The organism is Diaphorobacter sp. LI3 (assembly GCF_022807955.1).
Classification (GTDB): Bacteria; Pseudomonadota; Gammaproteobacteria; order Burkholderiales; family Burkholderiaceae_C; genus Diaphorobacter; species Diaphorobacter nitroreducens.
Genome location: NZ_CP094346.1, coordinates 738,007 through 760,082 on the forward strand (window position 1 = coordinate 738,007; position 22,076 = coordinate 760,082).

The 22,076-nt window shown below is 67.8% G+C and carries 20 protein-coding genes; 10 read left to right on the forward strand and 10 right to left on the reverse strand.

Translation table 11 applies throughout. The features are described from left to right. Positions 1 to 3 precede the first annotated feature (3 nt). The 9 genes from MRB47_RS03465 to MRB47_RS03505 form a co-directional block, all read right to left on the reverse strand. Positions 4 to 801 carry a hypothetical protein gene (locus tag MRB47_RS03465; RefSeq protein WP_015914362.1) on the reverse strand — a complete coding sequence of 266 codons (798 nt, stop codon included), beginning with the start codon at positions 799 to 801 and terminating at the stop codon, positions 4 to 6. Then, the gene (flhF, locus tag MRB47_RS03470; RefSeq protein WP_015914361.1) at positions 791 to 2,383 is read right to left on the reverse strand and encodes a flagellar biosynthesis protein FlhF; all 1,593 of its coding nucleotides are present in this window, start codon (positions 2,381 to 2,383) and stop codon (positions 791 to 793) included. The genes MRB47_RS03465 and flhF overlap by 11 nt, the downstream gene beginning before the upstream one ends. Beyond that, the gene (flhA, locus tag MRB47_RS03475; RefSeq protein WP_015914360.1) at positions 2,380 to 4,464 is read right to left on the reverse strand and encodes a flagellar biosynthesis protein FlhA; all 2,085 of its coding nucleotides are present in this window, start codon (positions 4,462 to 4,464) and stop codon (positions 2,380 to 2,382) included. Before flhA ends, flhF begins: the two co-directional genes overlap by 4 nt. Then, positions 4,461 to 5,633, reverse strand: coding sequence for a flagellar biosynthesis protein FlhB (locus tag MRB47_RS03480; protein WP_015914359.1), 1,173 nt, complete (start codon positions 5,631 to 5,633; stop codon positions 4,461 to 4,463). Before MRB47_RS03480 ends, flhA begins: the two co-directional genes overlap by 4 nt. A gap of 222 nt (positions 5,634 to 5,855) precedes the next feature. Beyond that, positions 5,856 to 6,485 carry a protein phosphatase CheZ gene (locus MRB47_RS03485; protein ID WP_252101911.1) on the reverse strand — a complete coding sequence of 210 codons (630 nt, stop codon included), beginning with the start codon at positions 6,483 to 6,485 and terminating at the stop codon, positions 5,856 to 5,858. Between the two features lie 2 nt (positions 6,486 to 6,487). Continuing rightward, positions 6,488 to 6,874, reverse strand: coding sequence for a chemotaxis response regulator CheY (gene cheY / locus MRB47_RS03490; protein ID WP_011806904.1), 387 nt, complete (start codon positions 6,872 to 6,874; stop codon positions 6,488 to 6,490). Positions 6,875 to 6,935: 61 nt separating this feature from the next. Further along, positions 6,936 to 7,877, reverse strand: coding sequence for a flagellar motor protein MotB (gene motB, locus MRB47_RS03495; RefSeq protein ID WP_252101912.1), 942 nt, complete (start codon positions 7,875 to 7,877; stop codon positions 6,936 to 6,938). Between the two features lie 26 nt (positions 7,878 to 7,903). Continuing rightward, entirely contained in the window at positions 7,904 to 8,764 is an 861-nt protein-coding gene (gene motA / locus MRB47_RS03500; RefSeq protein WP_015914356.1) for a flagellar motor stator protein MotA, read from the reverse strand. 206 nt (positions 8,765 to 8,970) lie between these two features. Then, positions 8,971 to 10,446 (reverse strand): flagellin, encoded by a 1,476-nt coding sequence (locus MRB47_RS03505; protein WP_252101913.1) that lies wholly within the window; start codon positions 10,444 to 10,446, stop codon positions 8,971 to 8,973. A gap of 333 nt (positions 10,447 to 10,779) precedes the next feature. Here MRB47_RS03505 and MRB47_RS03510 point away from each other — a divergent pair, with 333 nt between their 5' ends. The 4 genes from MRB47_RS03510 to MRB47_RS03525 all read left to right on the forward strand — a co-directional run bounded on the left by MRB47_RS03510 (position 10,780) and on the right by MRB47_RS03525 (position 14,713). Beyond that, complete coding sequence (locus MRB47_RS03510; RefSeq protein WP_252101914.1) at positions 10,780 to 12,225, forward strand: flagellin; 1,446 nt, start codon at positions 10,780 to 10,782, stop codon at positions 12,223 to 12,225. 230 nt (positions 12,226 to 12,455) lie between these two features. Continuing rightward, positions 12,456 to 13,904 carry a flagellar filament capping protein FliD gene (gene fliD, locus MRB47_RS03515; RefSeq protein WP_252101915.1) on the forward strand — a complete coding sequence of 483 codons (1,449 nt, stop codon included), beginning with the start codon at positions 12,456 to 12,458 and terminating at the stop codon, positions 13,902 to 13,904. 65 nt (positions 13,905 to 13,969) lie between these two features. Continuing rightward, the gene (fliS, locus tag MRB47_RS03520; RefSeq protein WP_088888278.1) at positions 13,970 to 14,410 is read left to right on the forward strand and encodes a flagellar export chaperone FliS; all 441 of its coding nucleotides are present in this window, start codon (positions 13,970 to 13,972) and stop codon (positions 14,408 to 14,410) included. 3 nt (positions 14,411 to 14,413) lie between these two features. Further along, entirely contained in the window at positions 14,414 to 14,713 is a 300-nt protein-coding gene (locus MRB47_RS03525) for a flagellar protein FliT (protein ID WP_015914351.1), read from the forward strand. A 180-nt stretch (positions 14,714 to 14,893) separates the two neighbouring features. Here MRB47_RS03525 and fliE read toward each other — a convergent pair whose 3' ends face one another. After that, positions 14,894 to 15,205, reverse strand: a complete 312-nt coding sequence (gene fliE / locus MRB47_RS03530; protein WP_015914350.1) for a flagellar hook-basal body complex protein FliE — start codon at positions 15,203 to 15,205, stop codon at positions 14,894 to 14,896. Between the two features lie 173 nt (positions 15,206 to 15,378). On the opposite strand from fliE, the gene fliF reads away from it, so the two are divergent. The 6 genes from fliF to MRB47_RS03560 are packed head-to-tail and all read left to right on the forward strand — an operon-like array spanning position 15,379 to position 22,041. Beyond that, entirely contained in the window at positions 15,379 to 17,073 is a 1,695-nt protein-coding gene (fliF, locus tag MRB47_RS03535; RefSeq protein ID WP_011806894.1) for a flagellar basal-body MS-ring/collar protein FliF, read from the forward strand. A 33-nt stretch (positions 17,074 to 17,106) separates the two neighbouring features. Beyond that, positions 17,107 to 18,102, forward strand: a complete 996-nt coding sequence (fliG, locus tag MRB47_RS03540) for a flagellar motor switch protein FliG (RefSeq protein ID WP_011806893.1) — start codon at positions 17,107 to 17,109, stop codon at positions 18,100 to 18,102. A gap of 9 nt (positions 18,103 to 18,111) precedes the next feature. Beyond that, complete coding sequence (locus MRB47_RS03545) at positions 18,112 to 18,846, forward strand: FliH/SctL family protein (RefSeq protein ID WP_252101916.1); 735 nt, start codon at positions 18,112 to 18,114, stop codon at positions 18,844 to 18,846. Continuing rightward, positions 18,836 to 20,239: a flagellar protein export ATPase FliI gene (gene fliI, locus MRB47_RS03550; RefSeq protein ID WP_287740232.1), complete on the forward strand. Its 1,404-nt coding sequence runs from the start codon at positions 18,836 to 18,838 to the stop codon at positions 20,237 to 20,239. The genes MRB47_RS03545 and fliI overlap by 11 nt, the downstream gene beginning before the upstream one ends. Before the next feature lie 27 nt (positions 20,240 to 20,266). Further along, a complete protein-coding gene (fliJ, locus tag MRB47_RS03555; protein ID WP_252101917.1) occupies positions 20,267 to 20,731 on the forward strand; it encodes a flagellar export protein FliJ in 465 nt (154 codons plus the stop codon). A 2-nt stretch (positions 20,732 to 20,733) separates the two neighbouring features. Beyond that, on the forward strand, positions 20,734 to 22,041 hold the full coding sequence (locus MRB47_RS03560) for a flagellar hook-length control protein FliK (protein WP_252101918.1): 1,308 nt from the start codon (positions 20,734 to 20,736) through the stop codon (positions 22,039 to 22,041). The last annotated feature ends 35 nt before the right edge of the window (positions 22,042 to 22,076 follow it).

Here is a 22,076-nt window from a genome sequence, read left to right on the forward strand (position 1 = left end):
GGGTCAGTGGCTCCGGTCCAGGGGCGAGAGGGAGGCGCACAGGCTGTGCGGGGGCAGCAGGGGCATGGCAGCGTCAATGGTGCATGCGTTTTCCAGCAGTTGCAAGGCCAGCCGCTGGATGTCCTGCGCGCGCGCCGCGGCCACGGTGGTGGTGTGGACCTGCAGGCCCAGGTGGGTGCGCGCGCTGCGCTGCAGCGTGTCCAGCGCCTCGGCGGTCTGGCGGTGCTGCACAGGCTCCTGTGGCGCGAGGATGGACGCCACCGTGCAGCGCACGCCGGCGTGCAGCGCCATGTGCTTGAGCTGGCGGTAGCTGCGCACCATGCCTTGCGCGCCGGGGCCGGTCATGATCAGCGGTACGCTGGCGCTGCCGCGCAGCAGCGGCGCCAGTTGCTCGGGCGGAGCATGCAGCACCACCAGCGCGTAGGCGCGAAACAAGGGCTGCAGGCGCTGCAGCACGGTGGCGCCATGGTGTTCGGACTGCTGCGCGAGGCGGGCCAGCCCGCGGGCCGCGGGCACCACGGCCAGCGACGCGCCGGTGGCGGAGGCCAGCGTCTGCGCGCCGTTCCAGGGAGCCGGGTGCAGCAGCTGGTCCAGGCCGGGCATGTGCGGGCTCTCCAGCGCCGTGCCGTCCAGCACCACGACGGGGTAGCCCAGGCGCTGCAGGCTGGAGCACAGCTGCCACAGCATCTCCAGCCACGGGCCGCTGCCCGGCTGGCTCAGCACGGCCAGCAGGCGCAGGTCCTGCTGCGGCGTGTAGCTGTGCAGCCCGGCGGCCTGGTGCAAAGCGGTATCAAGCAACATCGGCCATCCCCCGCTCATCGGCCGTTTCCGTGGCGTGCGAGAAGAAGAAGTTCAACTCGGCGGCCTTGGGGTCGAAGGCCGACTTCACGCTCGTGCGCATGGAGGCGCTCACGAGCTTGCGGGCGTCGGCCGCTTCCCAGTCCTCGGGCACGCGCTGGCCGTTGGTCACGCCGCGCAGCACCATCTGGTGGCGGATCAGCGCATCAATGGCGGGGCCCAGCTTCACGGCCTCGTCCACCTTGGACAGGATGGCCTGCTGCGAGCCGGTGGTCTTGAAGCCGGTGAGCACGTCGTCCAGCGTATCGCCGTGGCTGCTGGCGTTGAGCACCAGCAGGCGCTTGACACCGGGCAGCGCCAGCACGTCCAGCAGGTCGCGCTTGCGCGGGTCGCGCGGGGCCACCCCCGTGGTGTCGATGAGCACCATCTTCTTGGACGACAGCAGGCCCAGCAGGTCCTGCAGCGCCGCGCGGTCGTGCGCCAGGTGCGCCACCACGCCCAGCATGCGGCCGTAGGAGCGCAACTGCTCGTGCGCGCCCACGCGGTAGGTGTCCAGCGTGATCAGGCCCACGCTGGCGGGGCCGTGGATGCGCGCGCACAAGGCGGCCAGCTTGGCGGTGGTGGTGGTCTTGCCCACGCCGGTGGCGCCCACCATGGCGAAGATGCCGCCTTCCTCGTACAGCGGCAGCGTCTGCGCGTCGGTGCGCAGGTTGCGCTCCAGCACTTCCATGAGCCAGCGCACGGCGTCCTGGGCGCCCAGATGCTCGGGCAGGTGTTCCAGCACCGCGCGCGAGAGGGCGGGCGAATAGCCCGCACGGATGAGCTTGAGCATCAGCGTGGACTGGATCGGGTTCTGGCGGGCCTGGCCCAGCCAGGCCAGGGTGTTGAAGCGGTCCTCGATCAGCTCCTTCATGGACTGCAGTTCCTTCATGAGGTTCTGCTGTCCCAGGCCGGCCGCCAGCGTGGGCGCGGCTGTGGCGGGCGCCTCGGCGCGGCGCGGCGTGAGCTGCTCGGCGCCCAGGGCGGCATGCATGGGCCGCAATGGGTTGTGGCGTGCCACCGGGGCATTCACGGGCTGTGGCGCGGGTGGCTCGGGCAGGCGCTCAGCGCGGGGTTCGAAGCGTGGCTCGGGCAGACCGCGCTCCAGCGCGGCGCGCTCGTTCAGGGGCGCGGGGGCGCTTGTGCCGTGCAAGGCCTCGTGGCGACGGCGCAGCATGCGCTCGCGCACATAGTCCTGGAACGACAGCGTGCTCATGGCCAGTTGCTCGGTGTCGTGCGCCACGGTGCTGCGTGCCGCGGGCTCCGGCTGGCGTGCGGGCTGCGGGACAGGGGCTGCATGGGGCTGCGTCTGGGACATGCGCACCGGCTGGCTCGCGGCCAGGTCGTCGGCGCGCTCCTGCAGACGGTTGGGTGCCGGCTCGGCACCGCCGTGCAGGGACGACAGCGCGTCCTCGGCCGTGGCCACCACCTCGACGCCGCCCGCCGTGGGGCGGTTGGACAGGATCAGCGTGCCTTCACCGAAGGCCATGCGCGCCTTGGCCAGGGCCTCCCGTGCGGTGGGAGCGGTAAAGCGTTTGATGTTCATGCGGATGCACCTTTGAGGATCGGGCCGATGCGGATGGTGTGGGTCTCAGGAATCTCGCTGTGGGCGAGCACCTGCAAGCGGGGAGCCACGCGCCGCACCAGGCGGGCGATGGCGTTGCGGATCTGGTCGGGCACCAGCAGGCAGGCGGGCATGCCCAGCTCTTCCTGCTGCAGGGCGACTTCGGCGGCCTTGTGGGTGAGCAGGTCGGCCACGCCGGGGTCCAGCGCCGGGCCGCTGGCATTGCCCAGGGCCTGCATCAGCAGGCGCTCCAGCCCGGGCTCGATGGCGATGACGCTGAGCTCGCGCGTGGGGCCGTAGATCTGCTGCACGATGGCGGGGGACAGGGCGATGCGCACGCGGCGCGCCAGTTCCACCGGGTCTTGCGTGCTGCCGGCGTGTTCCGCCAGCGTCTCGATGATGGTGCGGATGTCGCGGATGTGCACGGACTCCTCCAGCAACAGCTGCAGCACTTTCTGGAATGTTGTGATGGACACCATCTTGGGCACGACTTCTTCGATGAGTTTGGGTGCCAGCCGGGTCACATGCTCCACGAGCTGCTGCGTCTCGGTGCGGCTCAGGAGCTTGGCGGCGTGCACTTGCATCAAGTGTGACAAATGGGTCGCCATCACGGTTTCCGAATCAACCACGGTAAAGCCCGCCATTTGTGCCGCTTCCTTCTGCGCGGCGTCGATCCAGTGCGCGGGCAGGCCGAAGGCGGGGTCGGTGGTGGGAGTGCCGATCAGCGGCGTGGAGATGCCGCCGGGGTTGATGGCCAGGTACATGCCGGGGAAGGCCTCGCCTTCGCCCACCACCACACCGCGCAGTGTGATGCGGTAGGCGCTGGGCTTGAGCTCCAGGTTGTCGCGCACATGCACGGCCGGCGGCAGGAAGCCCACCTCCTGCGCAAACTTGCGGCGCACGCCCTTGATGCGCGTGAGCAGGTCGCCCTGGCGGCTCTTGTCCACCAAGGCGATCAGGCGGTAGCCCAGCTCCAGGCCCAGCAGGTCCACGGGCTGCAGGTCGTCCCAGCTGGCCTCGCCGTCGCTCACAGGCGCGGGGGCTTCTTCCACCGGGGCGGGGCGGCGCTGGCGCTGCAGCAGCACCCAGGCGCCGTAGCCGAGGAGACTGCCCATGACCAGGAACACGGTGTGCGGCATGCCGGGGATGAGGCCCAGCAGGATCAGCACGCCCGCGGTCACGCCCAGCACGCGTGGCGACATGAGCAACTGCTGCACGATCTGCTGGCCCATGTCGGAGTCCTTGCCCACGCGCGAGATCACCATCGCGGCCGCGACGGAAATCAGCAGGCCGGGGATCTGGGCCACCAGCGCATCGCCCACGGCCAGCAGGATGTAGCTGTTGGCGGCGTCGTTGGCCGACAGGCCATGCTGCAGCATGCCGATGGCGAAGCCGCCCACGATGTTGATGATCAGGATCAGGATGCCGGCGACGGCATCGCCGCGCACGAACTTGCTCGCGCCGTCCATGGAGCCGAAGAAGTTGGCCTCTTCCTGCACCTCGGCGCGGCGGCGCTTGGCTTCCTTCTCGTCGATCAGGCCGGCGTTCAGGTCGGCGTCCACGGCCATCTGCTTGCCGGGCATGGCGTCCAGCGTGAAGCGGGCCGACACCTCGGCGATGCGCTCCGCGCCCTTGGTCACCACCACGAAGTTGATCACCACCAAGATCGCGAACACGATCAGGCCCACGGCGAAGTTGCCGCCGATCAAGAAGTGGCCGAAGGCCTCGATCACCGCGCCGGCGGCGCCCGGGCCGGTGTGGCCTTCCAGCAGCACCACGCGGGTGGACGCCACGTTCAGCGACAGGCGCATCAGCGTGGTGAGCAGCAGCACCGACGGGAAGGCCGCGAAGTCCAGCGGCTTGATCATGTACGCGGCCACCATCATCACCATCAGCGCCACGGCGATGTTGAGGGTGAAGAAGGTGTCCAGCATCCAGGGCGGCACGGGCAGCACCATCAGCGCCAGGATGGCCACTACCAGCAGCGGGGCCGACAGCCCCTGCAGTGCCGGGCCGTGGTTGCCGGCCCATTGCCGGACGGAATGGATCGAGGGGGACGTCATCTTGCGTTACCTGTGGCGGGTGCGGGGCGCAGGGTGTGGTGGGCGCTGTGGGGGTCGAGCTCGGGCGGCACGTAGGGATCGGGCTGGGCCTCGGGCATGCGGCCATCGCCGCGCAGCGCGGCCTTCAGGCGATACACGTAGGCCAGCACCTGGGCCACGGCGGTGTACAGCTGTGCGGGAATCGGTTGCTCCAGCTCGGCGTGCGCATACAGCGCGCGCGCCAGCATGGGCGACTGCAGCACGGGCACGCCATGCGCCTGGGCCACTTCGCGGATCTTGAAGGCCAGCAGGTCGGTGCCCTTGGAGACGACCTGGGGTGCGCCCATGGTGGCGTCGTCGTACTTCAGGGCCACGGCGTAGTGCGTGGGGTTCATGACCACGAAGTCGGCCTTGGGCACGGCGGTGATGCTGGCGCCGTCGGCGATCTCGCGCGCGCGCTGGCGCTGGCGGCCCTTGAGCTGCGGGTTGCCGTCGGATTCCTTGTGCTCCTGCTTGACTTCCTCGTGCGACATCTTCAGGCGCGACTTGAAGAAGAACGCCTGCAGCGGCACGTCCACCACGGCGAACAGGAACACCACCAGCAGCAGCAGGCTGGTGCCCGAGACGATCCAGTCGCCCACGTGGCGCAGCGACAGGGGCGAAGGCTGCAGCACCAGCGCGGCCATCTTCTCGATGCTCTGGCCCATGAAGTTCCAGGCCACGAACGACAGGATGCCGGTCATGAGCACCATCTTGCTCACGTTGGCGAGCTGCTGCTTGGAAAACAGGTTGGTGAAGCCGGTCAGCGGGTTGAGCCGGTTGAACTGCGGCGTGATGGGCTTGAAGCTGAACACCCAGCCGCCAGCGCCCACGGCGCTCAGCAGCGCCGCGCCGCCGGTGAGCGCGGCGAAGCTGGCGCTGGCCAGCAGGCCCACGCCCGCCATGGTCTGCAGGCGCTCCAGCATGTGGCCGGGCGCCTGCACAGTGGCCGCGTTGAATGCGAGCTGCTGGCGCATCGCGCGCTGCAGGTATTCCACGAACCAGGGCGCGAGCACCAGCAGCGCCAGCGCGCCCATGCCCAGGATGGCCAGGTGCGACAGGTCCCGCGAGCGCGCGGCCTGGCCGTCGCTGCGCGCTTTCTGGAGCTTGCGCTCGGTTGCTGGAAGGTTTTTGTCTTGGCTCGAGCTCATGGCGGCGTGACTGCTGGGTCACGCCATTGTCGGGAGCCCGGGCGAAAGCTAAAGCCCGAATAAAGGGGTTGCGCCGGCGTTATTCGCGGCGGTGGCGGCGGGTGCGCTGATGATTAGCGTGCTATTAAAATAATAGCTTTTTGCGCTTGTCCAGTGGGCGTTAGGACCTGATTTGGCTGAGGTTTATGTCATGCACCGGGCTCCTGCCTGGGCCCGGCCGCGTCAGAACCCCAGACTGGCCAGCAGGTCGTCCACCTGCGACTGGCTGGTCACCACGTCGGGTGCGGACTCGGGATTGACCACGGGCCCCTGCAGTTGGTCGCGCCGCGGCTCGGGCGCGATGGGTGTTTGCGCCTGCGGCGGCGCGGTCTGGATCAGCAACTGCACCAGCTGCTGCTCGATCGTCGCCGCCAGGTTGACCACGCGCGCGATCACCTGGCCGGTGAGATCGTGGAAGTCCTGCGCCATCATGATCTCGGTCAGGTGGCTGTCGGCCTCCTGCGTGGCGCGCTCCACATCGGTCAGGAAGTTGTAGATCTCGCCCTTGGCCACCGCGGCCACGGGGTCGGCCACCAGCGAGTTGACCACGCGGCGCGTTTCCGAGGCCACGTGGTCGTGCAGCGACTTGGCCTGCTCCACCCGGCCCAGCACCTTCTCGGCCGCCTCGCCCGTCAAGCGGGCGATGTAGGACAGGCGGCTTTGCGCATCGGGCAGCTCACCCATGGTGCCGCGCAACTGGTCCGCGTAGCCGAGCTCGTTCAGGGCGGAATGCAGCTGCCGCGTGAGCAGGCCTATCTTGTGGTGGACGTCGTCTGTCCCGTCGGCTGGCGCGCCGTTTTCTGCCGCCGTCATGCTCACAGCCCCATTTTCTTGAGGATCAGGTTGACCTTCTCTTCCAGCGTGGCCTTGGTGAAGGGCTTGACGATGTAGCCGGCGGCGCCGCCCTGGGCGGCGGCGACGATGTCTTCCTTGCGCGCCTCGGCCGTCACCATCAGCACGGGCAGGTGCTTGAGCTTGTCGTCCTTCTTGATCTCGCCCAGCAACTGGAAGCCGTTCATGTTCGGCATGTTGATGTCGGTGACCACGAAGTCGAACTTGCCGTTGCGCAGCTTGTTCAGTGCCGCCACGCCGTCTTCGGCCTCGTCGGCATCAGCGAAACCGCTTTCCTTGAGCAGGTTGCGGACGATGCGCCGCATGGTGGAAAAGTCGTCAACGATCAGAAAGCGAAGGGCGGAGGACACAAAGGACCCTTTCGGTGAATATGGGGCTATTGTCGTAAGTCATCAGCAACGTGACAAGTTGTTACTGATTCGGCGATGAGGAAGCTGGATTGTCCTGCTTTTCTGCCACGGGCGACGGTAACGGAAATACCATGTTCTTTTTACCCATGAGCCGCTCTTCGGCTTCATGGGTGAGTACGGTGATGGTGATGCGCCGGTTCACGGCGGCGCGGGGGTTCTCGGGCTCCAGCAGATCGCTCGCAGCCATGCCCACCACGCGGCCCAGCTTGGCGTCGGGCATGCCCGCGGCCACCAGTTCGCGACGCGAGGCGTTGGCGCGGTCGGCCGACAGCTCCCAGTTGCTGTAGCCGCGGTCGCCATTGCCATAAGGCACGGCATCCGTGTGGCCGGACAGGCTGATGCGGTTTTCTACCCCGCCCAAAGCTGCACCAATCTGGTGCAGGATGTCGCGCATGTAGGGTTTGACCAGCGCGCTGCCGCTGTCGAACATCGGGCGGTTCTGATCGTCCACGATCTGGATCTGCAGGCCGTCGGGCGTCAGGTCCAGCCGGATCTGCGAACGGTATTCGTTCAGGCGAGGGCTCTCGGTGATCATCGCCTCGATCTTGGTCTGCAGCGCCTTGATGCGCTGGGCGTCCTGCCGGGCACGCTCGGCGCGCAAGGCCTCCACGCTGGAGCGCATGTTGGTGGAGCTGTCGGAATTGGAGCGGCGCACCTGCCCGTGCACCTTGGACAGGTCGTTGCCGCCGCCCGGGATCACGCTGGAGCTGTTGCCCGCCCCGTCGCCGCCCTGCATCGCCACCTTGAGCGGCGACGAGAAGTAGGCCGCAATGCCCTGCAGCTCGCCCTTGGCGGTGGAGCCCAGCAGCCACATCAGCAGGAAGAAGGCCATCATGGCCGTCACGAAGTCGGCGTAGGCGATCTTCCATGCGCCGCCGTGCGGCGCATGGGGGCGCTTCTTGGCGCGCTTGATGATGATGGGCTGGAGCTTCTTTTCGGCCATGGCAAAGGCGGTTCAGGCGTGGCGCGTCACTTCTTGCCCTTGACGTGGGCTTCCAGCTCGACGAAGCCTGGGCGGTCCCCGGAGAACAGCACCTTGCGGCCGAACTCGATGGAGGTGGCGGGGTTGTAGCCCTGCATGCTGGCCAGCAGGGTGGACTTGATGCACTCGTATTCCTTGGCGGCGTCGGCGGCCTTTTGCTCCAGCAGCCCGGCCAGCGGCTCCACCGCGCCGTAGGCCAGCAGAATGCCCAGGAAGGTGCCGACCAGCGCCGAGGCAATCATGCCCCCCAGCACGGCGGGCGGCTGGCCCACCGAGCCCATGGTGTTCACCACCCCGAGCACCGCGGCCACGATACCGAAGGCCGGCAGGGCGCCGGCCAGTCGCGTGAGCGCTGCCACGGGGGCGTGCGCCTCGGCGTGGTGGGTCTCGATCTCGCTGTCCATCAGCGCCTCGATCTCGTGGGCGTTCAGGTTGCCCGAGACCATCATGCGCAGGTAGTCGGTGGTGAATTCGATCACGTGCGGGTCGCTGCCCACGGTAGGGAATTTCTTGAACAGCTCTGATTCCTTGGGCGACTCCACGTCCTGCTCGATCGACATCAGCCCTTCCTTGCGGGCCTTCTGCAGGATCTCGTAGAGCATGGCCATCAGCTCCATGTAGCGCGCCTTGGTGTACTTGTTGCCTTTGAACACCTGGGGCAGGGTGGCCATGGTGGCCTTGAGCACCTTGGGCTGGTTGGTCACGATGAATGAGCCCAGCGCGGCCCCGCCGATGGTGATCATTTCAAAGGGCAGGGCCGTCAGCAGCACCTGAACGTTGCCGCCATGGGCGACGAACACGCCGAAGACGCAGCCGAAGGTGATGATGTAGCCGAGGATGACGAGCATGCTGGGGTTCTAAACGGGCAAAGCGGGCATGGGAGCCCCGCAGCCTTGCATAAGGGAATGACTTTTGTATCGGATTGTCGCGAGAAAAATGAAGCCGGCTTGACCGGGTTCCCTTGTCAACGGTCGGTGATTCCCATAAAAAAGAGCTGTAGTGCCCACGGTCAGGGCGCTGGCAGCTCTTATTTTGGAAGCAGTAACGGACCGCCTTATTTCAGCAACGCCAGCACGCCCTGCGGGATCTGGTTGGCCTGGGCCACCATGGCGGTGCCGGCCTGCTGCAGGATCTGGGTGCGCGACAGGTTGGCCGTTTCGGCGGCGAAGTCGGCGTCCTGGATGCGGCCACGCGAGGCGGACATGTTCTCCGAAGATGTGTTCAGGTTCGCGATCGTCGTCTCGAAGCGGGCCTGCAAGGCGCCGAAGCTGGCGCGCTGGCCGTTCACGGCCGCCAGGGCGGAATCGATGATCTTCAGCGCTTTGGTGGAGCCGTCCACGGTGGACACGTCAATGGTATTGACGGAGTTCAGCGTGGAAGGCGTTGCCGTGACGGGAGGCGTGCCGGTCAGGTTCCCGATGGAAAAGCCCTTGTCGGAGTTCATTTCCAGGTAACCGCGGGCCGTCGCGTACCCTCCCGCGGGCGTGGCGGCCACGCCGGTCACGAAAGTCGGGGTTCCCGAGCTGGCAGACGTCACGGCATCGTAGGCGCCGACGGCGAGCGTGTTGCCGGCCGCGGAATTGTTCTGGATCTGGATGTCGGCCCCCGACTCGTTGATCAGGATGATGCCGTCCCCGTCCGCATTCAGCTTGGCGGTGATGCCCGTCTGGGAGGACACGTCATTGAAGGCCTTGATGCCCTCGGCCAGGCCCGCCGCGGTGGCGCCTGCGGTGCTGACGCTGAAGGTGACGTTTGCCGCGGTGGCGTTGTCGCCCACCACGGCGAGGGAATAGGAACCACCGGCCACAAAGGTCGTCAGCTCGACCTGGTTGCGTGCGGAGGCCGTCACCCCGGTGGCTTCCGACGCCGCATTGATCTTGGCTGCAGCCGTCGCCAGGGTGTCCGTAGCGGTGAGGTTGATCGTCTTGGTCTGAAGCCCCGCCACGTCGAACGTGCCGGTCAGCGGCGTGGGGGTGTTGGTGGCGGTGACCACCACTGGCGCGGACTGCTTCAACTGCGCTCCGTAGGTGGCAGTACGGAAGTTGCCCGTGGTGGCGGTGATGGTCTGGTTGGCATTCGCGCCCACCTGGAAGGTGGCGGAGCCGAACGAGCCGTCCAGCAGCTTCTGGCCGTTGAACTCGGTGGTCACGGCCAGGCGGTCCAGCTCGGACAGCAGCTGGCCCACTTCGGCCTGCAGGGCCTTGCGGTCGGAGGCGCTGTTGGTGGCGTTGGCCGACTGCACGGACAGTTCGCGCACGCGCTGCAGGATGTTGCCCGCTCCCGCCAGGGCGCTTTCGGCCACCTGCGCCAGCGAGATACCGTCGTTGGCGTTGCGTGCCGCCTGGTTCAGGCCGCGGATCTGGCTGGTGAAGCGCTCGGAGATGGCCAGGCCGGCGGCGTCGTCCTTGGCGCTGTTGATGCGCAGGCCCGACGACAGGCGCTGGATGGAAGTGTTGAGCGAACCCTGGCTGACCCCCAGATTGCGCTGGGCGGTCAACGAGGCGACGTTGGTATTGATGGTAGCTGCCATGGCGGAACTCCTGCGTGGCTGGAAACGATGATTTCTGCCGGCTTAAGCGTGGCCCCTCCGGCGGACTGTGCGGGAACGATGGGCAGATTGTGGAGAGCCGGCGTGGGGGCGTTGCTGCGATAAGCGGCGCAAAAACCGTCCAGTCCGTGCGTTTGTCCCTAAAGTTTTCCAGCCACAGCCCGAAAACACATTCAACGGGCCGTTTGAAACAAGAAGTGACGACCCGCCGTTCAACAAGGCGCCCATGGGGGCCCTGTGAACCCTGAGGCCAGACGGTTCTGGGCCCAGATGGCGGTAACGCCTTATTCAGTCAGTTCTTTCAGGAGATTTGCAATGGCATCGACCATCAATACCAACGTCGCCTCGTTGACCGCCCAGCGCAACCTGGGCATGAGCCAGGCCTCCCTCAACACCTCCATCCAGCGCCTGTCGTCGGGCCTGCGCATCAACAGCGCCAAGGACGACGCCGCCGGCCTGGCCATCTCCGAGCGCTTCACCAGCCAGATCCGCGGCCTGAACCAGGCCGTGCGCAACGCCAACGACGGCATCTCGCTGGCCCAGACGGCTGAAGGCGCACTGAAGGCGTCCGGCGACATCCTGCAGCGTGTGCGCGAACTGTCCGTGCAGTCGGCCAACGCCACCAACAGCGCCTCCGACCGCAAGGCCATCCAGGCTGAAGTGGGCCAGCTGCTGTCCGAGCTGGACCGCATCTCCGTGACCACCGAGTTCAACGGCCAGAAGCTGCTGGACGGCTCGTTCGGCTCCGCCACCTTCCAGGTGGGCGCGAATGCCAACCAGACCATCACCGCCACCACGGGTAACTTCCGCACCACCACCTACGGTGCACAGATCAACAACAGCAAGCTGGTGGAAGCCGCGGCGACGGCCACCGCCTTGACCGGCACGGTGGTGATCGCCGGCCTGCAGACCAAGACGGCTACCCTTGGGGCCTCGGACACTGCCGCTACCGCTGCTGCTGCTATCAATGCACTGTCTGACGCCACTGGCGTGACCGCATCTGCACGCAACGTGTCGGAACTGAAGTTTGCCGCCACGGGTGCCGTGTCCCTGGCAGTGAAGGGTGATAACTCCACCGCTGCTAACGTCACGTTCAACGTGTCGGGCAATACGGCTGCCGGCTTGGCCGAGGCAGTCAAGGCGTTCAACGACGTGTCCTCGCAGACCGGCGTCACCGCCAAGCTCAATGCCGCGGCGGATGGCATCATCCTCACCAACGAGGCAGGCGCCGATATCAACCTGAAGAACAACAGCGCAACGGTTGGCATCACGCTTGCGGCACAAAATGCTGAAGCGACGACCACGCCGACTTTTGGCGCAGCATTCGCCGCTGCTGCTGCCGGGGGCGATGCAATTTCTCGCGGCACGCTGGAGTTCTCGTCCGACAAGGGCTACTCGATCACCGGTACGTCTGCACTGGCGTCCACCACAGCCGCGTCGTCCCTGAAGGCAGTGAACACCATCGACGTGTCCACCGTGGAAGGCTCCACCAAGGCCCTGAAGATCATCGACTCGGCCCTGGCTGCCGTGAACGGCCAGCGCGCCAGCTTCGGTGCCCTGCAGTCCCGCTTCGAGACTGCCGTGAACAACCTGCAGACCTCGGCCGAGAACATGTCTGCCTCGCGCGGCCGTATCCAGGACGCCGACTTCGCGGCCGAAACGGCCAACCTGTCGCGCACCCAGATCCTGCAGCAGGCCGGCACCGCCATGGTGGCCCAGGCCAACCAGCTGCCCCAGGGCGTGCTGGCCCTGCTGCGCTGATACGGCAGCCTTCAGGTGAGACGCGGGATTCGTTCCCGCATCTCTCCCCGAGCGCGGCAGTGAGATTCTCACGGCCGCGCTTTCCCGCTTGTGGGGCGGCATGGCGAGCGTGACGTGCGGGATTGGCGGGATTCTTCCGTCCTATTCAACGAGACGCACAGGGCCCTTCGGCTTGATAATTTCTGGCGTTACCGGCACACATGCCGGTTTGCATGCATACGGAGATGGTCATGGCAAGTTTTTCCTCGATCGGTATCGGCCTGGGCGGCAATGTGGACGTCAATGGGCTGATCAAGGCGTCGGTAGATGCCGTCAAGCTGCCCATCACGAAGACCAACGGCCTGCAACAGCAGGCGGCGCTCACCAGTGCCAAGGTGTCTACCTTCGGCCAATTCAAGTCGCTGGTGTCCACGCTGGCGGACGCGGCCAGCAAACTCACCAGCGTCACCGGGTGGAATGGCGTCAAGGCCACTTCCTCCAATGCCGACGCGGTATCCGTCAGCGCGGTGGGCGGCGCAGCGGTCACGTCCTTCAGCGTGCAGGTGCAGAACCTGGCGATGGCCCAGTCGTCCATGTCGGCCGCGTTGCAGCCCACCAAGCAGCCGGTGGGTGCGGGCACGCTGACGCTGGCCACGGGAACCTGGGCGGGCGATCCCAAGGCATTCACCGCGGGTAGCGGCGAGGCGGTCAACCTCGAGATCAGCGCCACCGACACGCTGGCCGACGTGGCCAGCAAGATCAACGGGTCCAAGGCCGGGGTGACCGCCACGGTGCTGAACGACGCGTCGGGCGAACGGCTGCTGCTGCGCAGCAAAACCACCGGCGAGGCGGCCGGGTTCCAGCTGAGCGTGTCCGACGCGGACGGCAACCTGGCCGACGGCGCCGGCCTGTCGCGCTTGTCCACCGGAATGACCACGGAATACGCACGCAATGCCAACGCCACGGTGAACGGCATCGCCGTCAGTTCCGCGACCAATGCGTTCGCCGACACCGTGGCGGGCGTGACCTTCACGGCCAACAAGGTCACCACGGAGGCCGTGACGTTGACCGTGGAGAAGGACACTTCGGCGGTCAAGAAGAACATCGAGGCTTTCGTTGCCGCGTACAACGCCGTCAACAGCGCGCTCAATGAAAGCACCAAGTACGACAAGGAGACGCAGACCGCCGGCCTGCTGCAGGGGGACTCCACCGTGCTGGCCCTGCAGAACACGCTGCGCATGGCGTTGCAGTCCGTCAACAGCTCGGGTGCGTTGCGCAACCTGTCGGCCGTCGGCGTGGTGTCCGCGGGCGGGCTGGGGCTGGGCAACGTTTCGCCGGACGGCTCTCTGGAGCTCAACGCCACGAAATTCAACAAGGCGATGGAAGATCCCGACGCCGTGAAGGAATTCTTCCGCGGGCCCGAGGGCGGGCGCGTGGAAGACGGCTTTGCCGGCAAGTTCAAGGCCATGACGTCCCAGCTGCTCGACACGGACGGGTTCTTTGCCTCCAAGACCAAGCTGTACGAGAGTGCACTCAAACTCAACGCCAAGGAGATCGAGCGCATCACCGACCGCGCCGACCGCCTGGAAAAGAGCCTGACGCAACGCTACACGGCGCTGGACACGAAGATGGCGTCGCTCAATGCGCTGAACGCTTACATCGCCCAGCAGGTCACCACCTGGAACAAGTCCTCGGGCTGAAAGCGCTTCAGTTTGACGGCGCAATGCCGATAAATTGAATAGCAGCCAGCTCAAGGATTACCGCCATGTTCAGTGCCCTCAACCCCCGCGCAGCGTCCGCCTACCAGCGGATCAATGTCGAAACCAGCATGCACACGATCGACCAGCACCAGTTGGTCAGCCTGCTGCTGGATGGCGTGCTGAGTGCCGTGGCCACCGCCCGTGGCGCGCTGGCGCGCAGCGACGTGCTGACCAAGTGCAACAGCATCTCCAAGGCCGTGCGCATCCTGGAAGAGGGCCTGATGACCGCGCTGGACCGCGAGTCGGGCGGCGAGGTGGCGGCGAACCTGGAGGCGGTGTACGACTACGCGCTGCGCCGGCTCATTGAGGCGAACGCCGGCAATGACGACGCAAAGCTGCAGGAGGTGGCCCGCCTGATCGAGCCGATCGCGCTGGCCTGGAAAGAGATGAAGAAGAGTACCGAGGCGGCCAACGACGTGGCGCAGCCCGCGCTGGCGGAGGCCTGAAGAATGCCCGACATGCTGATTGACTACTACAAGGCCATCGAGGACAGCAGCGCCAAGATGCTGGAGGCGGCCAAGCTCAAGGACTGGGACGGCGTGGTGCGCTACGAGGGCACCTGCGCGGTGCTCATCGAGCAGTTGCGCTACCAGTCGCAGCAGCAGGAACTGGCGCCTGAGCACCGCAAGGAGAAGGCCCGCATCATGCAGCGCATCCTGCGCAACGATGCCCAGATCCGCTGCCTGGCCGAGCCCTGGCTGGCGCAGTTCGAGCACCTGTTCGACGGGCAGCCGCAGATGATGCACTGACGTTGTGCTTTCCTTCCCTGGCTGCGGCGTGGTGGCGCCGCGCGGGGGCTGCAGGGGCAATGCAAAAAGCCGGCACCGCAAGGTGGCCGGCTTTTTTATATGCGAAATATGCCTCTAGCGCTTATCTGGCAAGCGCTAGCAGCTATCAAATCATGAGCTAAAGTCGCGTCGATGCGCGCCTTACACCTGCATGTTCATGATGTCGGTGTAGGCCTGCACCATGCGGTTGCGCACATGCAGCGTGGCCTGGAAGCCGATCTGTGCTTTCTGCATGGCGACCATGGTTTCCTCGATGCTGACGTTGGGGTTTTCCAGTTGCACTTCGCGCTGCAGGCCGCTGGCCTGGTCCTGCGCGGCGCTCACGGACTGCAGCGCGTTCTTGAACGCCGAGGAAAAGCCGGCCTCCTGCACGCCTTCCTGCGGCGCGGTGACGCGGCGCGCCACCTGGGTGCCGGTGAGGGGAAACTGGGTGCTGTTGATGCGCAGGTCCATGGTGGGATCGGGAAATGTCAGGAATGGCGCAATCGTAGGGCGCTGTGGGGCGCGCAGAGGCGGGAAATGATGGCCAAAGCCGCGCTTTATCGGCTGAACGGCGGACGGGGCGGATTCCATAATCGCCGCACGCCAGAGCCTCGCCTGGCGCCCGTCTTTTTGTGGAAAACCCGATGTCTGCAGTTGCCGAAGTTCCCGTCGCTCCGCCTCCCGTCGCCAGCCCTGGCTGGCCGCAGCGGCTGGCCTCGCTCGACCGTCCCGCACGCCTGCGCCTGGGGGTGGTGGCAGCGCTGCTGGTCGCGGCGCTGTTGGCCGCGTTCTTCTACAGCCGCCAGCCCGACTATCGGGTGCTGTTCTCCGGCCTGAACGACAAGGACGGCGGCGCCATCGTGGCGCAGCTGTCGCAGATGAATGTGCCTTACAAGTACACCGAAGGGGGCGGTGCCATCCTCGTGCCGGCCGAGCGCGTGCACGACGTGCGCCTGCGCCTGGCCACGCAGGGCCTGCCCAAGGGATCGGTGACCGGGTTCGAGCTGATGGAGACCAACCGCTTCGGTGTCACCCAGTTCCAGGAGCGCCTGAACTTCCAGCGCGGGCTGGAGGGGGAGCTCACGCGCTCGATCCAGGCGCTGGCCTCGGTGCAAAGCGCACGCGTGCACCTGGCGCTGCCACAGCAAAACGGTTTCTTCCGCGAGCAGCAAAAGCCCTCCGCCTCGGTGTTGCTCAGCCTGTACCCCGGGCGCTTCCTGGACCGCGCACAGCTCGCAGGCATCGTGCACCTGGTGGCCTCCAGCGTGCCGGAACTCGCTCCCTCAGCCGTGAGCGTGCTGGACGATACCGGCAAGCTGCTGTCGCAGACGCCCGACATGGCCGGCGCCGGCGTGGACGCGCAGCAACTGGCCTATGTGCAGCAGATCGAGCAGCAGTACGCGCGCCGCATCCTGGACCTGCTGGAGCCCGTCGTGGGCAAGAACAACGTGAAGGCCCAGGTGACCGCCGAAGTGGACTTCAACCAGACCGAGTCCACCGTCGAGCAGCACAAGCCCAACCTGGCGCCCGATGCCAGCGCCGTACGCAGCCAGCAGGTGGTGGAAAGCGGCGGCACGCCCGGCGCGCAGCCACCCACGGGCGTACCTGGTGCTGTGACCAACCAGCCGCCGCAGGCCTCTGCGGCTCCCATCAACGGCGCCAACCCCGCGCCCACGGCGGCCGGTGGCGCGCCGGGCAGCGGCGCTGCGGGCCAGGCCAAGCGCGAATCCATCACCAACTATGAGGTGGACAAGACCACCCAGGTGACGCGTGGCGGCGCCGGCGCCATCAAGCGTGTGAACGCAGCCGTGGTGGTGAACTACCAGCCCGTGAGCGAAGGGCCGGGCAAGCCCGCGGTGAACAAGGCGCTGACGCCTGAACAGCTGGAGCAGATGACGGCGCTGGTGCGCGAGACGATCGGCTTCAATAAGGAGCGCGGCGATTCCGTAAACCTCATGAATGCCCCCTTTCTGGTGGAGGAGGTCCCCCCGGGCGAACTGCCGCTGTGGAAGCAGCCCGAAACGATCGAGTTGGCCAAGACGCTGGGCTGGCCGCTGGGCATCTCGCTGGCCGCGGCCATCCTGCTGCTGGGGCTGCTGCGCCCGGCGCTCAAGGCCCGCGCCCGCGCCGTGCAGATGGCGGCGCAGCAGCCGGCGGGGGCCCAGCTGAGTGCCATCGCCTCCGAAGAACTGCAGCGCCCCGGCCTGCCGGCACCCGCGCAACCCGAAGAGCTGCAGCCCACGGCGGAGCAACTGCGCCTGGAAGAGGCGCGCCAACTGGCCCGCGACAACCCCGTCGCGGTGGCCAGCATCCTCAAAACCTGGGTCAATGGCGACTGACGCCGCCGGCCCGCACCGAATCACGAGACTGTCATGGACGAGCAAGGCCTGAACGACGCCGCCATCATGCTGATGTCCCTGGGCGAGGAAGAGGCCGCCGAGGTCTTCAAGCACCTGTCGCCCAAGGAAGTGCAGAAGCTGGGCGAGACCATCGCGCGCATGCGCACCGTCTCCCGCGAGAAGGTGGACGAGGTGCTCAACCGTTTCACCAGCGACGCGGCCGCGCAAAGCCTGCTGGTGTCCGATACCAGCAACTACGTGCGTGCCGTGCTCAAGCGCGCCCTGGGCGACGACAAGGCCGCGTTGCTGATCGACCGCATCCTGCAGGGCGGCGATGTGTCGGGCATCGAAAGCCTGAAGTGGATGGACCCGCTGTCGGTGGCCGAGCTGCTGCGCAACGAGCATCCGCAGATCGTCGCGGCCATCCTGGTGCACCTGGACGCGGAGCAATCCTCGGCCATCCTGATGCACCTGACCGAGCGCCAGCGCAGCGAAGTGATGCTGCGCATCGCCACGCTGGAGGGCATACAGCCCACGGCCTTGAAGGACCTGAACGAGGTGCTGTTCAAGGTGCTGGCCGGCGGCGACAAGGTGCGCAAGAGCTCGCTGGGCGGCATCAAGGCGGCGGCCGAGATCATCAACCTGCTGGGCTCGGGCATGGATGCGGCGGTGCTGGAGTCCATTCGCGGCTATGACATGGACCTGGCCCAGAAGATCATGGACAAGATGTTCGTGTTCGACGACATCGTCAAGCTCGACAACCGCGCCATCCAGACCGTGCTGCGCGAAGTGGCTTCCGAGACCCTGGTGGTTGCGCTCAAGGGCGCGCAGCCCGAGGTGCGCGACAAGATTCTGTCCAACATGTCCTCGCGCGCCGCAGAAGCGCTGCGCGAAGACCTGGAGTCGCGCGGCCCGATGCGCCTGTCCGAGGTGGAGGCGCAGCAAAAGGAAATCCTCAAGACGGTGCGGCGCCTGGCCGACGAGGGCCAGATCGCGCTGGCCAGCGGCGGCGACGACGCCTTTGTGTAGGACTGATCAATGACCCGGTCCCTGCGTTATTACACCCGCTTCATTCCGCGCGAAGAGGTGGGCGACGTCACCCGTTGGGAGTTCGGTGACGTGGAGTTTCCCCTGGGCAGCCAGCCGCTGGCGCCCGAGCCGCCGGTGCTGGAGCCCGAGGCGGCGCCCGTGGAGCCTGGCATCGACGAGGCGCAGCACCAGGCCCTGGTGCAGCAGGCGCGCGAGGAGGGCTATGCCCAGGGCCTGGCCGAAGGCCAGGAGCAGACGCGGCTGCAGTGGCAGCAGCGCATGGACGACTACGTGGCCGGCCAGGGGCGCGAAGGCGCCGAGCGGCTGGCCCGGCTCGCCCAGGCGCTGGAAGAAAGCTTCACCGGCATGCAGCAGGGCATGGCGCAGGAGGTATTGCAACTGGCCTGCGACATCGCGCGCCAGGTGGTGCGCCAGGAGGTCGCGGGCAATTCCCAGGCGGTACTGCCCGTGGTGCGCGAGGCGCTGGGCATGCTGGTCAGCGAGGCGCGGCCCGCCACCGTGCGCCTGAACCCGGGCGACTGGGCCGCGCTGGAGCAGCCACTGCGCGAGGAGTTTCCCGCCGGGCGTATCCAGTGGCTGGCCGACGCAGCCGTGGAGCCTGGCGACTGCCAGGTGGAGTCGGGCGGCATGGTGGTGGACGGGTCGCTGGACAAGCGCTGGCGCCGTGCCATTGCCGCGCTGGGCCTGACCGCGGCCTGGAAGGACGTGGACCATGGCGATTGAGCCGGCCCGCGCCTGGGATGATTTCATGGCACAGGCGCGCGCGCGCCTGGCGCCGGAGCAGCCGCTGGAAACGCGCGGCACGCTCACCCGCCTGACCGGCCTGGTACTCGAAGCCACCGGCATCCGCGTGCCCGTGGGGTCGCAGTGCCAGGTGCAGATGAACGGCCAGGAGCCAGTGCTGGCCGAGGTGGTGGGGTTCGCGGGCGACACGGCCTACCTGATGCCCGCGGGAGACATCCATGGCCTGTCCAGCGGCGCCAGCGTGATGCCGGCTCCCGCCTACGTGCCGGCGTTGCACCTGGGCGCGGCGCCGGTGGAGGAAGCCGGCGCGGGCGTGGGCGCACTGCTTCTGCCGATGGGTGACGGCCTGCTGGGCCGTGTGGTGGATTCGCAGGGCAACCCCCTGGACCATGCGGGACCCCTGGCGCAGGTGACGGCCCAGCCCATGGACCGCAGCCCCATCAATGCCATGGAGCGCGACCCGGTGCGCGAGCCGCTGGACACCGGCGTGCGCGCCATCAATGCCCTGCTCACCGTGGGCCGTGGCCAGCGGCTGGGCCTGTTCGCCGGCTCGGGCGTGGGCAAGAGCGTCCTGCTGGGCATGATGGCCCGCTACACCCAGGCCGACGTGATCGTGGTCGGCCTGATCGGTGAGCGCGGGCGCGAGGTCAAGGAATTCGTCGAAGACATCCTGGGCGTGCAGGACCGCGGCCGCGCCGTGGTGGTGGCCGCACCGGCCGATGCACCGCCGCTCCTGCGCATGCAGGGCGCGGCCTATGCCACGGCGATTGCCGAGCACTTCCGCGACAAGGGCCAGCATGTGCTGCTGCTCATGGACTCGCTCACGCGCTACGCCATGGCGCAGCGCGAGATCGCCCTGGCGATCGGTGAACCCCCGGCCACCAAGGGCTACCCGCCCAGCTGCTTCGCCAAGCTGCCGGCGTTGGTGGAGCGCAGCGGCAACGGACTGAACGGCGTGGGCTCCATTACCGCCTTCTACACCGTACTGTCCGAGGGCGACGACCAGCAGGACCCGATCGCCGACGCAGCCCGCGCGATCCTGGACGGGCACATCGTGCTGTCGCGCGCGCTGGCCGAAAGCGGGCACTACCCGGCCATCGACATCGAGCAATCTGCCTCGCGCGTGATGCACAACGTCGTGCCGCGCGCGCACTTCGAGCTGGCGCGCGGCTTCCGCGCGGTGTACTCGCGCTATCAGAAGAGCCGTGATTTGATCCAGGTCGGCGCATACATGAGCGGATCCGACCCGCAGCTGGACGAGGCGATCCGCCTGCAGCCGGGCATGACAGCCTTTTTGCAGCAGAGCATGTTCGAGGCCGCCCCCATGGACGACAGCATCGCCGCCATGGGCCAGGCGCTGGAAGGCGCGTGAGGCTAGGGCGATGGGAGGGCTCGCCGCATGTCGTCGCTGAAGGCCTTCGAGGTGGCGGTGGAGCTGGCCGAACGCCGGCGCGACGCTGCGCGCCAGGCGCTCAAGAACGTGCAGGATGCTCGCCATGCCGCGCAGGCCCAGCTGGAGCAGCTCACGGGTTACGCCGCGGAAACGCAGGGCCGCTGGGGCATGAAGGCGGACAGCGCCATGCAACCCGAGGTGATGTACCACCACTACCAATTCATGGGCCGGCTGGACCATGCCATCGGCCTGCAGACGGGCGTGGTGAGCGGGCAGGACGTGCATGTGGACAAGGCCCGGCAGGCGCTGCTGGAGGCCGAACTGCGCCTGGCCAGCCTGCGCAAGGTGCTGGAGCGGCGGCGCGCCGAGGTGGCCTTACAGCAGCAGCGCCGTGAGCAGAAACAAACCGATGAGCGCGCCGCGTTGCGCGCCGGGCGGGGGGCACGCTTCCCGCAGGATCAGGAGTATTGACCATGGAACAGACCCGTATTTCCTCCTCGCCTTCCCCGGCTGCGCACGAGGCGCGCGGCGCCCGGGGCACCTCCGCCAAGGCAGGCGCCGCCGCTGACGACCAGGCGGCAGCGCAGGGCGACGGCTTTGCCCTGCTGCTGGCGGCTCTGGGCGGCGAGGGCGCGGCCACGGTGCTGGACACGCTGTCGGTGGCTGGCGAGGCATTGCAGTCGCCCGAGGCGCTGCCGGACGCGGGCGCGCTGGCGGCCTGGGCGGCGGGTCTTCAGCCGGGAGCCGCGCTCGCGCAGCGGACGGGTGAGGCGCTCGCAGCCGAGGCGGATGCCCTGGCCGGCCGCCTGGGCCTGGGCCTGGTGCGCGCGGGGCAGGATACGCTGGTGGGGCAGACCGCCCTGCTGGACGGCGCGGCGGAGCGGGCGGCTCTGCAGGGCGGGGCCTCCATGGCGGGGCCCGGCGGCGCCGCGGGCCGCGGCACAGCCTGGCGCGCGCAAGGCATGGCACTGCAGGCTGCGGCACAGGACGCCACCGTCGCCGCGGGGGATGCCTTGCGCGCCGGTGCCCATGCGGCGCGCTCTGGCCTGCAGCAGGCCGCGGACACGGTGTCGCACCTTGCGGCGCAGGTGTCCCAGGCCGTGGATGCGACCGCGCAGCGGCGCGACGGCGTGCCCGTCGCTGGCACACCGTTGCAGGCCCAGCCCGGCGAATGGATGGCTGCACAGGCAGCCCCCGCGGGCATCTCGGGCGCCGCACCTGGCTCCGCAGCGGCGGGCGCGGGCGGGGCCGCCACCCCCGCGGGACTGCGGGGTGCGGACGCTGCCGCGGGCACTTCGGGCGCGGAACCTTTCAGGTCACCTGCCGAGGGGGCCGGGCTGGAGTCGGCCGACGCCACGCTGGCGGGCATGGCCGGGGCAGAGGACGCCCTGGCGGATCAGTTGGCCGAGCAGGTGGCCTACTGGGTGCACCAGAAGACCCAGAATGCCGAACTGACGCTGGACCAGGATGGCCGGCCCGTGGAGGTGAGGGTGGCGCTCACGGGCGACGAGGCGCATGTGACCTTCCGCAGCGACCAAGCCGATGCGCGCCAGTGGCTGGACGGCAGCACGGCCCAGCTGCGGGAGATGCTGCAGCGCGAGGGGCTGCAGCTCGCCGGCGTGACGGTGGACACGGCGGGTGGCGGTGCCGCCGACCGGCAGGGCCGACGGGACGAGGGCCGCCCGGGCGCGCGCCAGGCCGCCGTGCAGGCCGCCCCGCCTGCGGGGCAGCCCGGCGTCGGACGGGGCGTGGCCGAGCGCTCGGTGGATATTTTCGTCTGACGCACCGCCGGGGTGGCCCCTGTGCCGCCCCGGCG

Excerpts from the sequence above, each read along its gene's own strand:
- motA (WP_015914356.1), bottom strand. The coding sequence starts at position 8,764 with ATGCTCGTCATCCTCGGCTACATCATCACCTTCGGCTGCGTCTTCGGC.
- fliE (WP_015914350.1), bottom strand. The coding sequence starts at position 15,205 with ATGGACCTGCGCATCAACAGCACCCAGTTTCCCCTCACCGGCACCCAG.
- MRB47_RS03465 (WP_015914362.1), bottom strand. The coding sequence starts at position 801 with ATGTTGCTTGATACCGCTTTGCACCAGGCCGCCGGGCTGCACAGCTAC.
- MRB47_RS03560 (WP_252101918.1), top strand. The coding sequence starts at position 20,734 with ATGGAACAGACCCGTATTTCCTCCTCGCCTTCCCCGGCTGCGCACGAG.
- MRB47_RS03525 (WP_015914351.1), top strand. The coding sequence starts at position 14,414 with ATGCCCGACATGCTGATTGACTACTACAAGGCCATCGAGGACAGCAGC.
- MRB47_RS03480 (WP_015914359.1), bottom strand. The coding sequence starts at position 5,633 with ATGAGCTCGAGCCAAGACAAAAACCTTCCAGCAACCGAGCGCAAGCTC.
- MRB47_RS03505 (WP_252101913.1), bottom strand. The coding sequence starts at position 10,446 with ATGGCAGCTACCATCAATACCAACGTCGCCTCGTTGACCGCCCAGCGC.
- fliD (WP_252101915.1), top strand. The coding sequence starts at position 12,456 with ATGGCAAGTTTTTCCTCGATCGGTATCGGCCTGGGCGGCAATGTGGAC.
- MRB47_RS03485 (WP_252101911.1), bottom strand. The coding sequence starts at position 6,485 with ATGACGGCGGCAGAAAACGGCGCGCCAGCCGACGGGACAGACGACGTC.
- fliI (WP_287740232.1), top strand. The coding sequence starts at position 18,836 with ATGGCGATTGAGCCGGCCCGCGCCTGGGATGATTTCATGGCACAGGCG.
- flhF (WP_015914361.1), bottom strand. The coding sequence starts at position 2,383 with ATGAACATCAAACGCTTTACCGCTCCCACCGCACGGGAGGCCCTGGCC.
- MRB47_RS03510 (WP_252101914.1), top strand. The coding sequence starts at position 10,780 with ATGGCATCGACCATCAATACCAACGTCGCCTCGTTGACCGCCCAGCGC.
- fliS (WP_088888278.1), top strand. The coding sequence starts at position 13,970 with ATGTTCAGTGCCCTCAACCCCCGCGCAGCGTCCGCCTACCAGCGGATC.
- MRB47_RS03545 (WP_252101916.1), top strand. The coding sequence starts at position 18,112 with ATGACCCGGTCCCTGCGTTATTACACCCGCTTCATTCCGCGCGAAGAG.
- fliJ (WP_252101917.1), top strand. The coding sequence starts at position 20,267 with ATGTCGTCGCTGAAGGCCTTCGAGGTGGCGGTGGAGCTGGCCGAACGC.
- fliF (WP_011806894.1), top strand. The coding sequence starts at position 15,379 with ATGTCTGCAGTTGCCGAAGTTCCCGTCGCTCCGCCTCCCGTCGCCAGC.
- flhA (WP_015914360.1), bottom strand. The coding sequence starts at position 4,464 with ATGACGTCCCCCTCGATCCATTCCGTCCGGCAATGGGCCGGCAACCAC.
- fliG (WP_011806893.1), top strand. The coding sequence starts at position 17,107 with ATGGACGAGCAAGGCCTGAACGACGCCGCCATCATGCTGATGTCCCTG.
- motB (WP_252101912.1), bottom strand. The coding sequence starts at position 7,877 with ATGGCCGAAAAGAAGCTCCAGCCCATCATCATCAAGCGCGCCAAGAAG.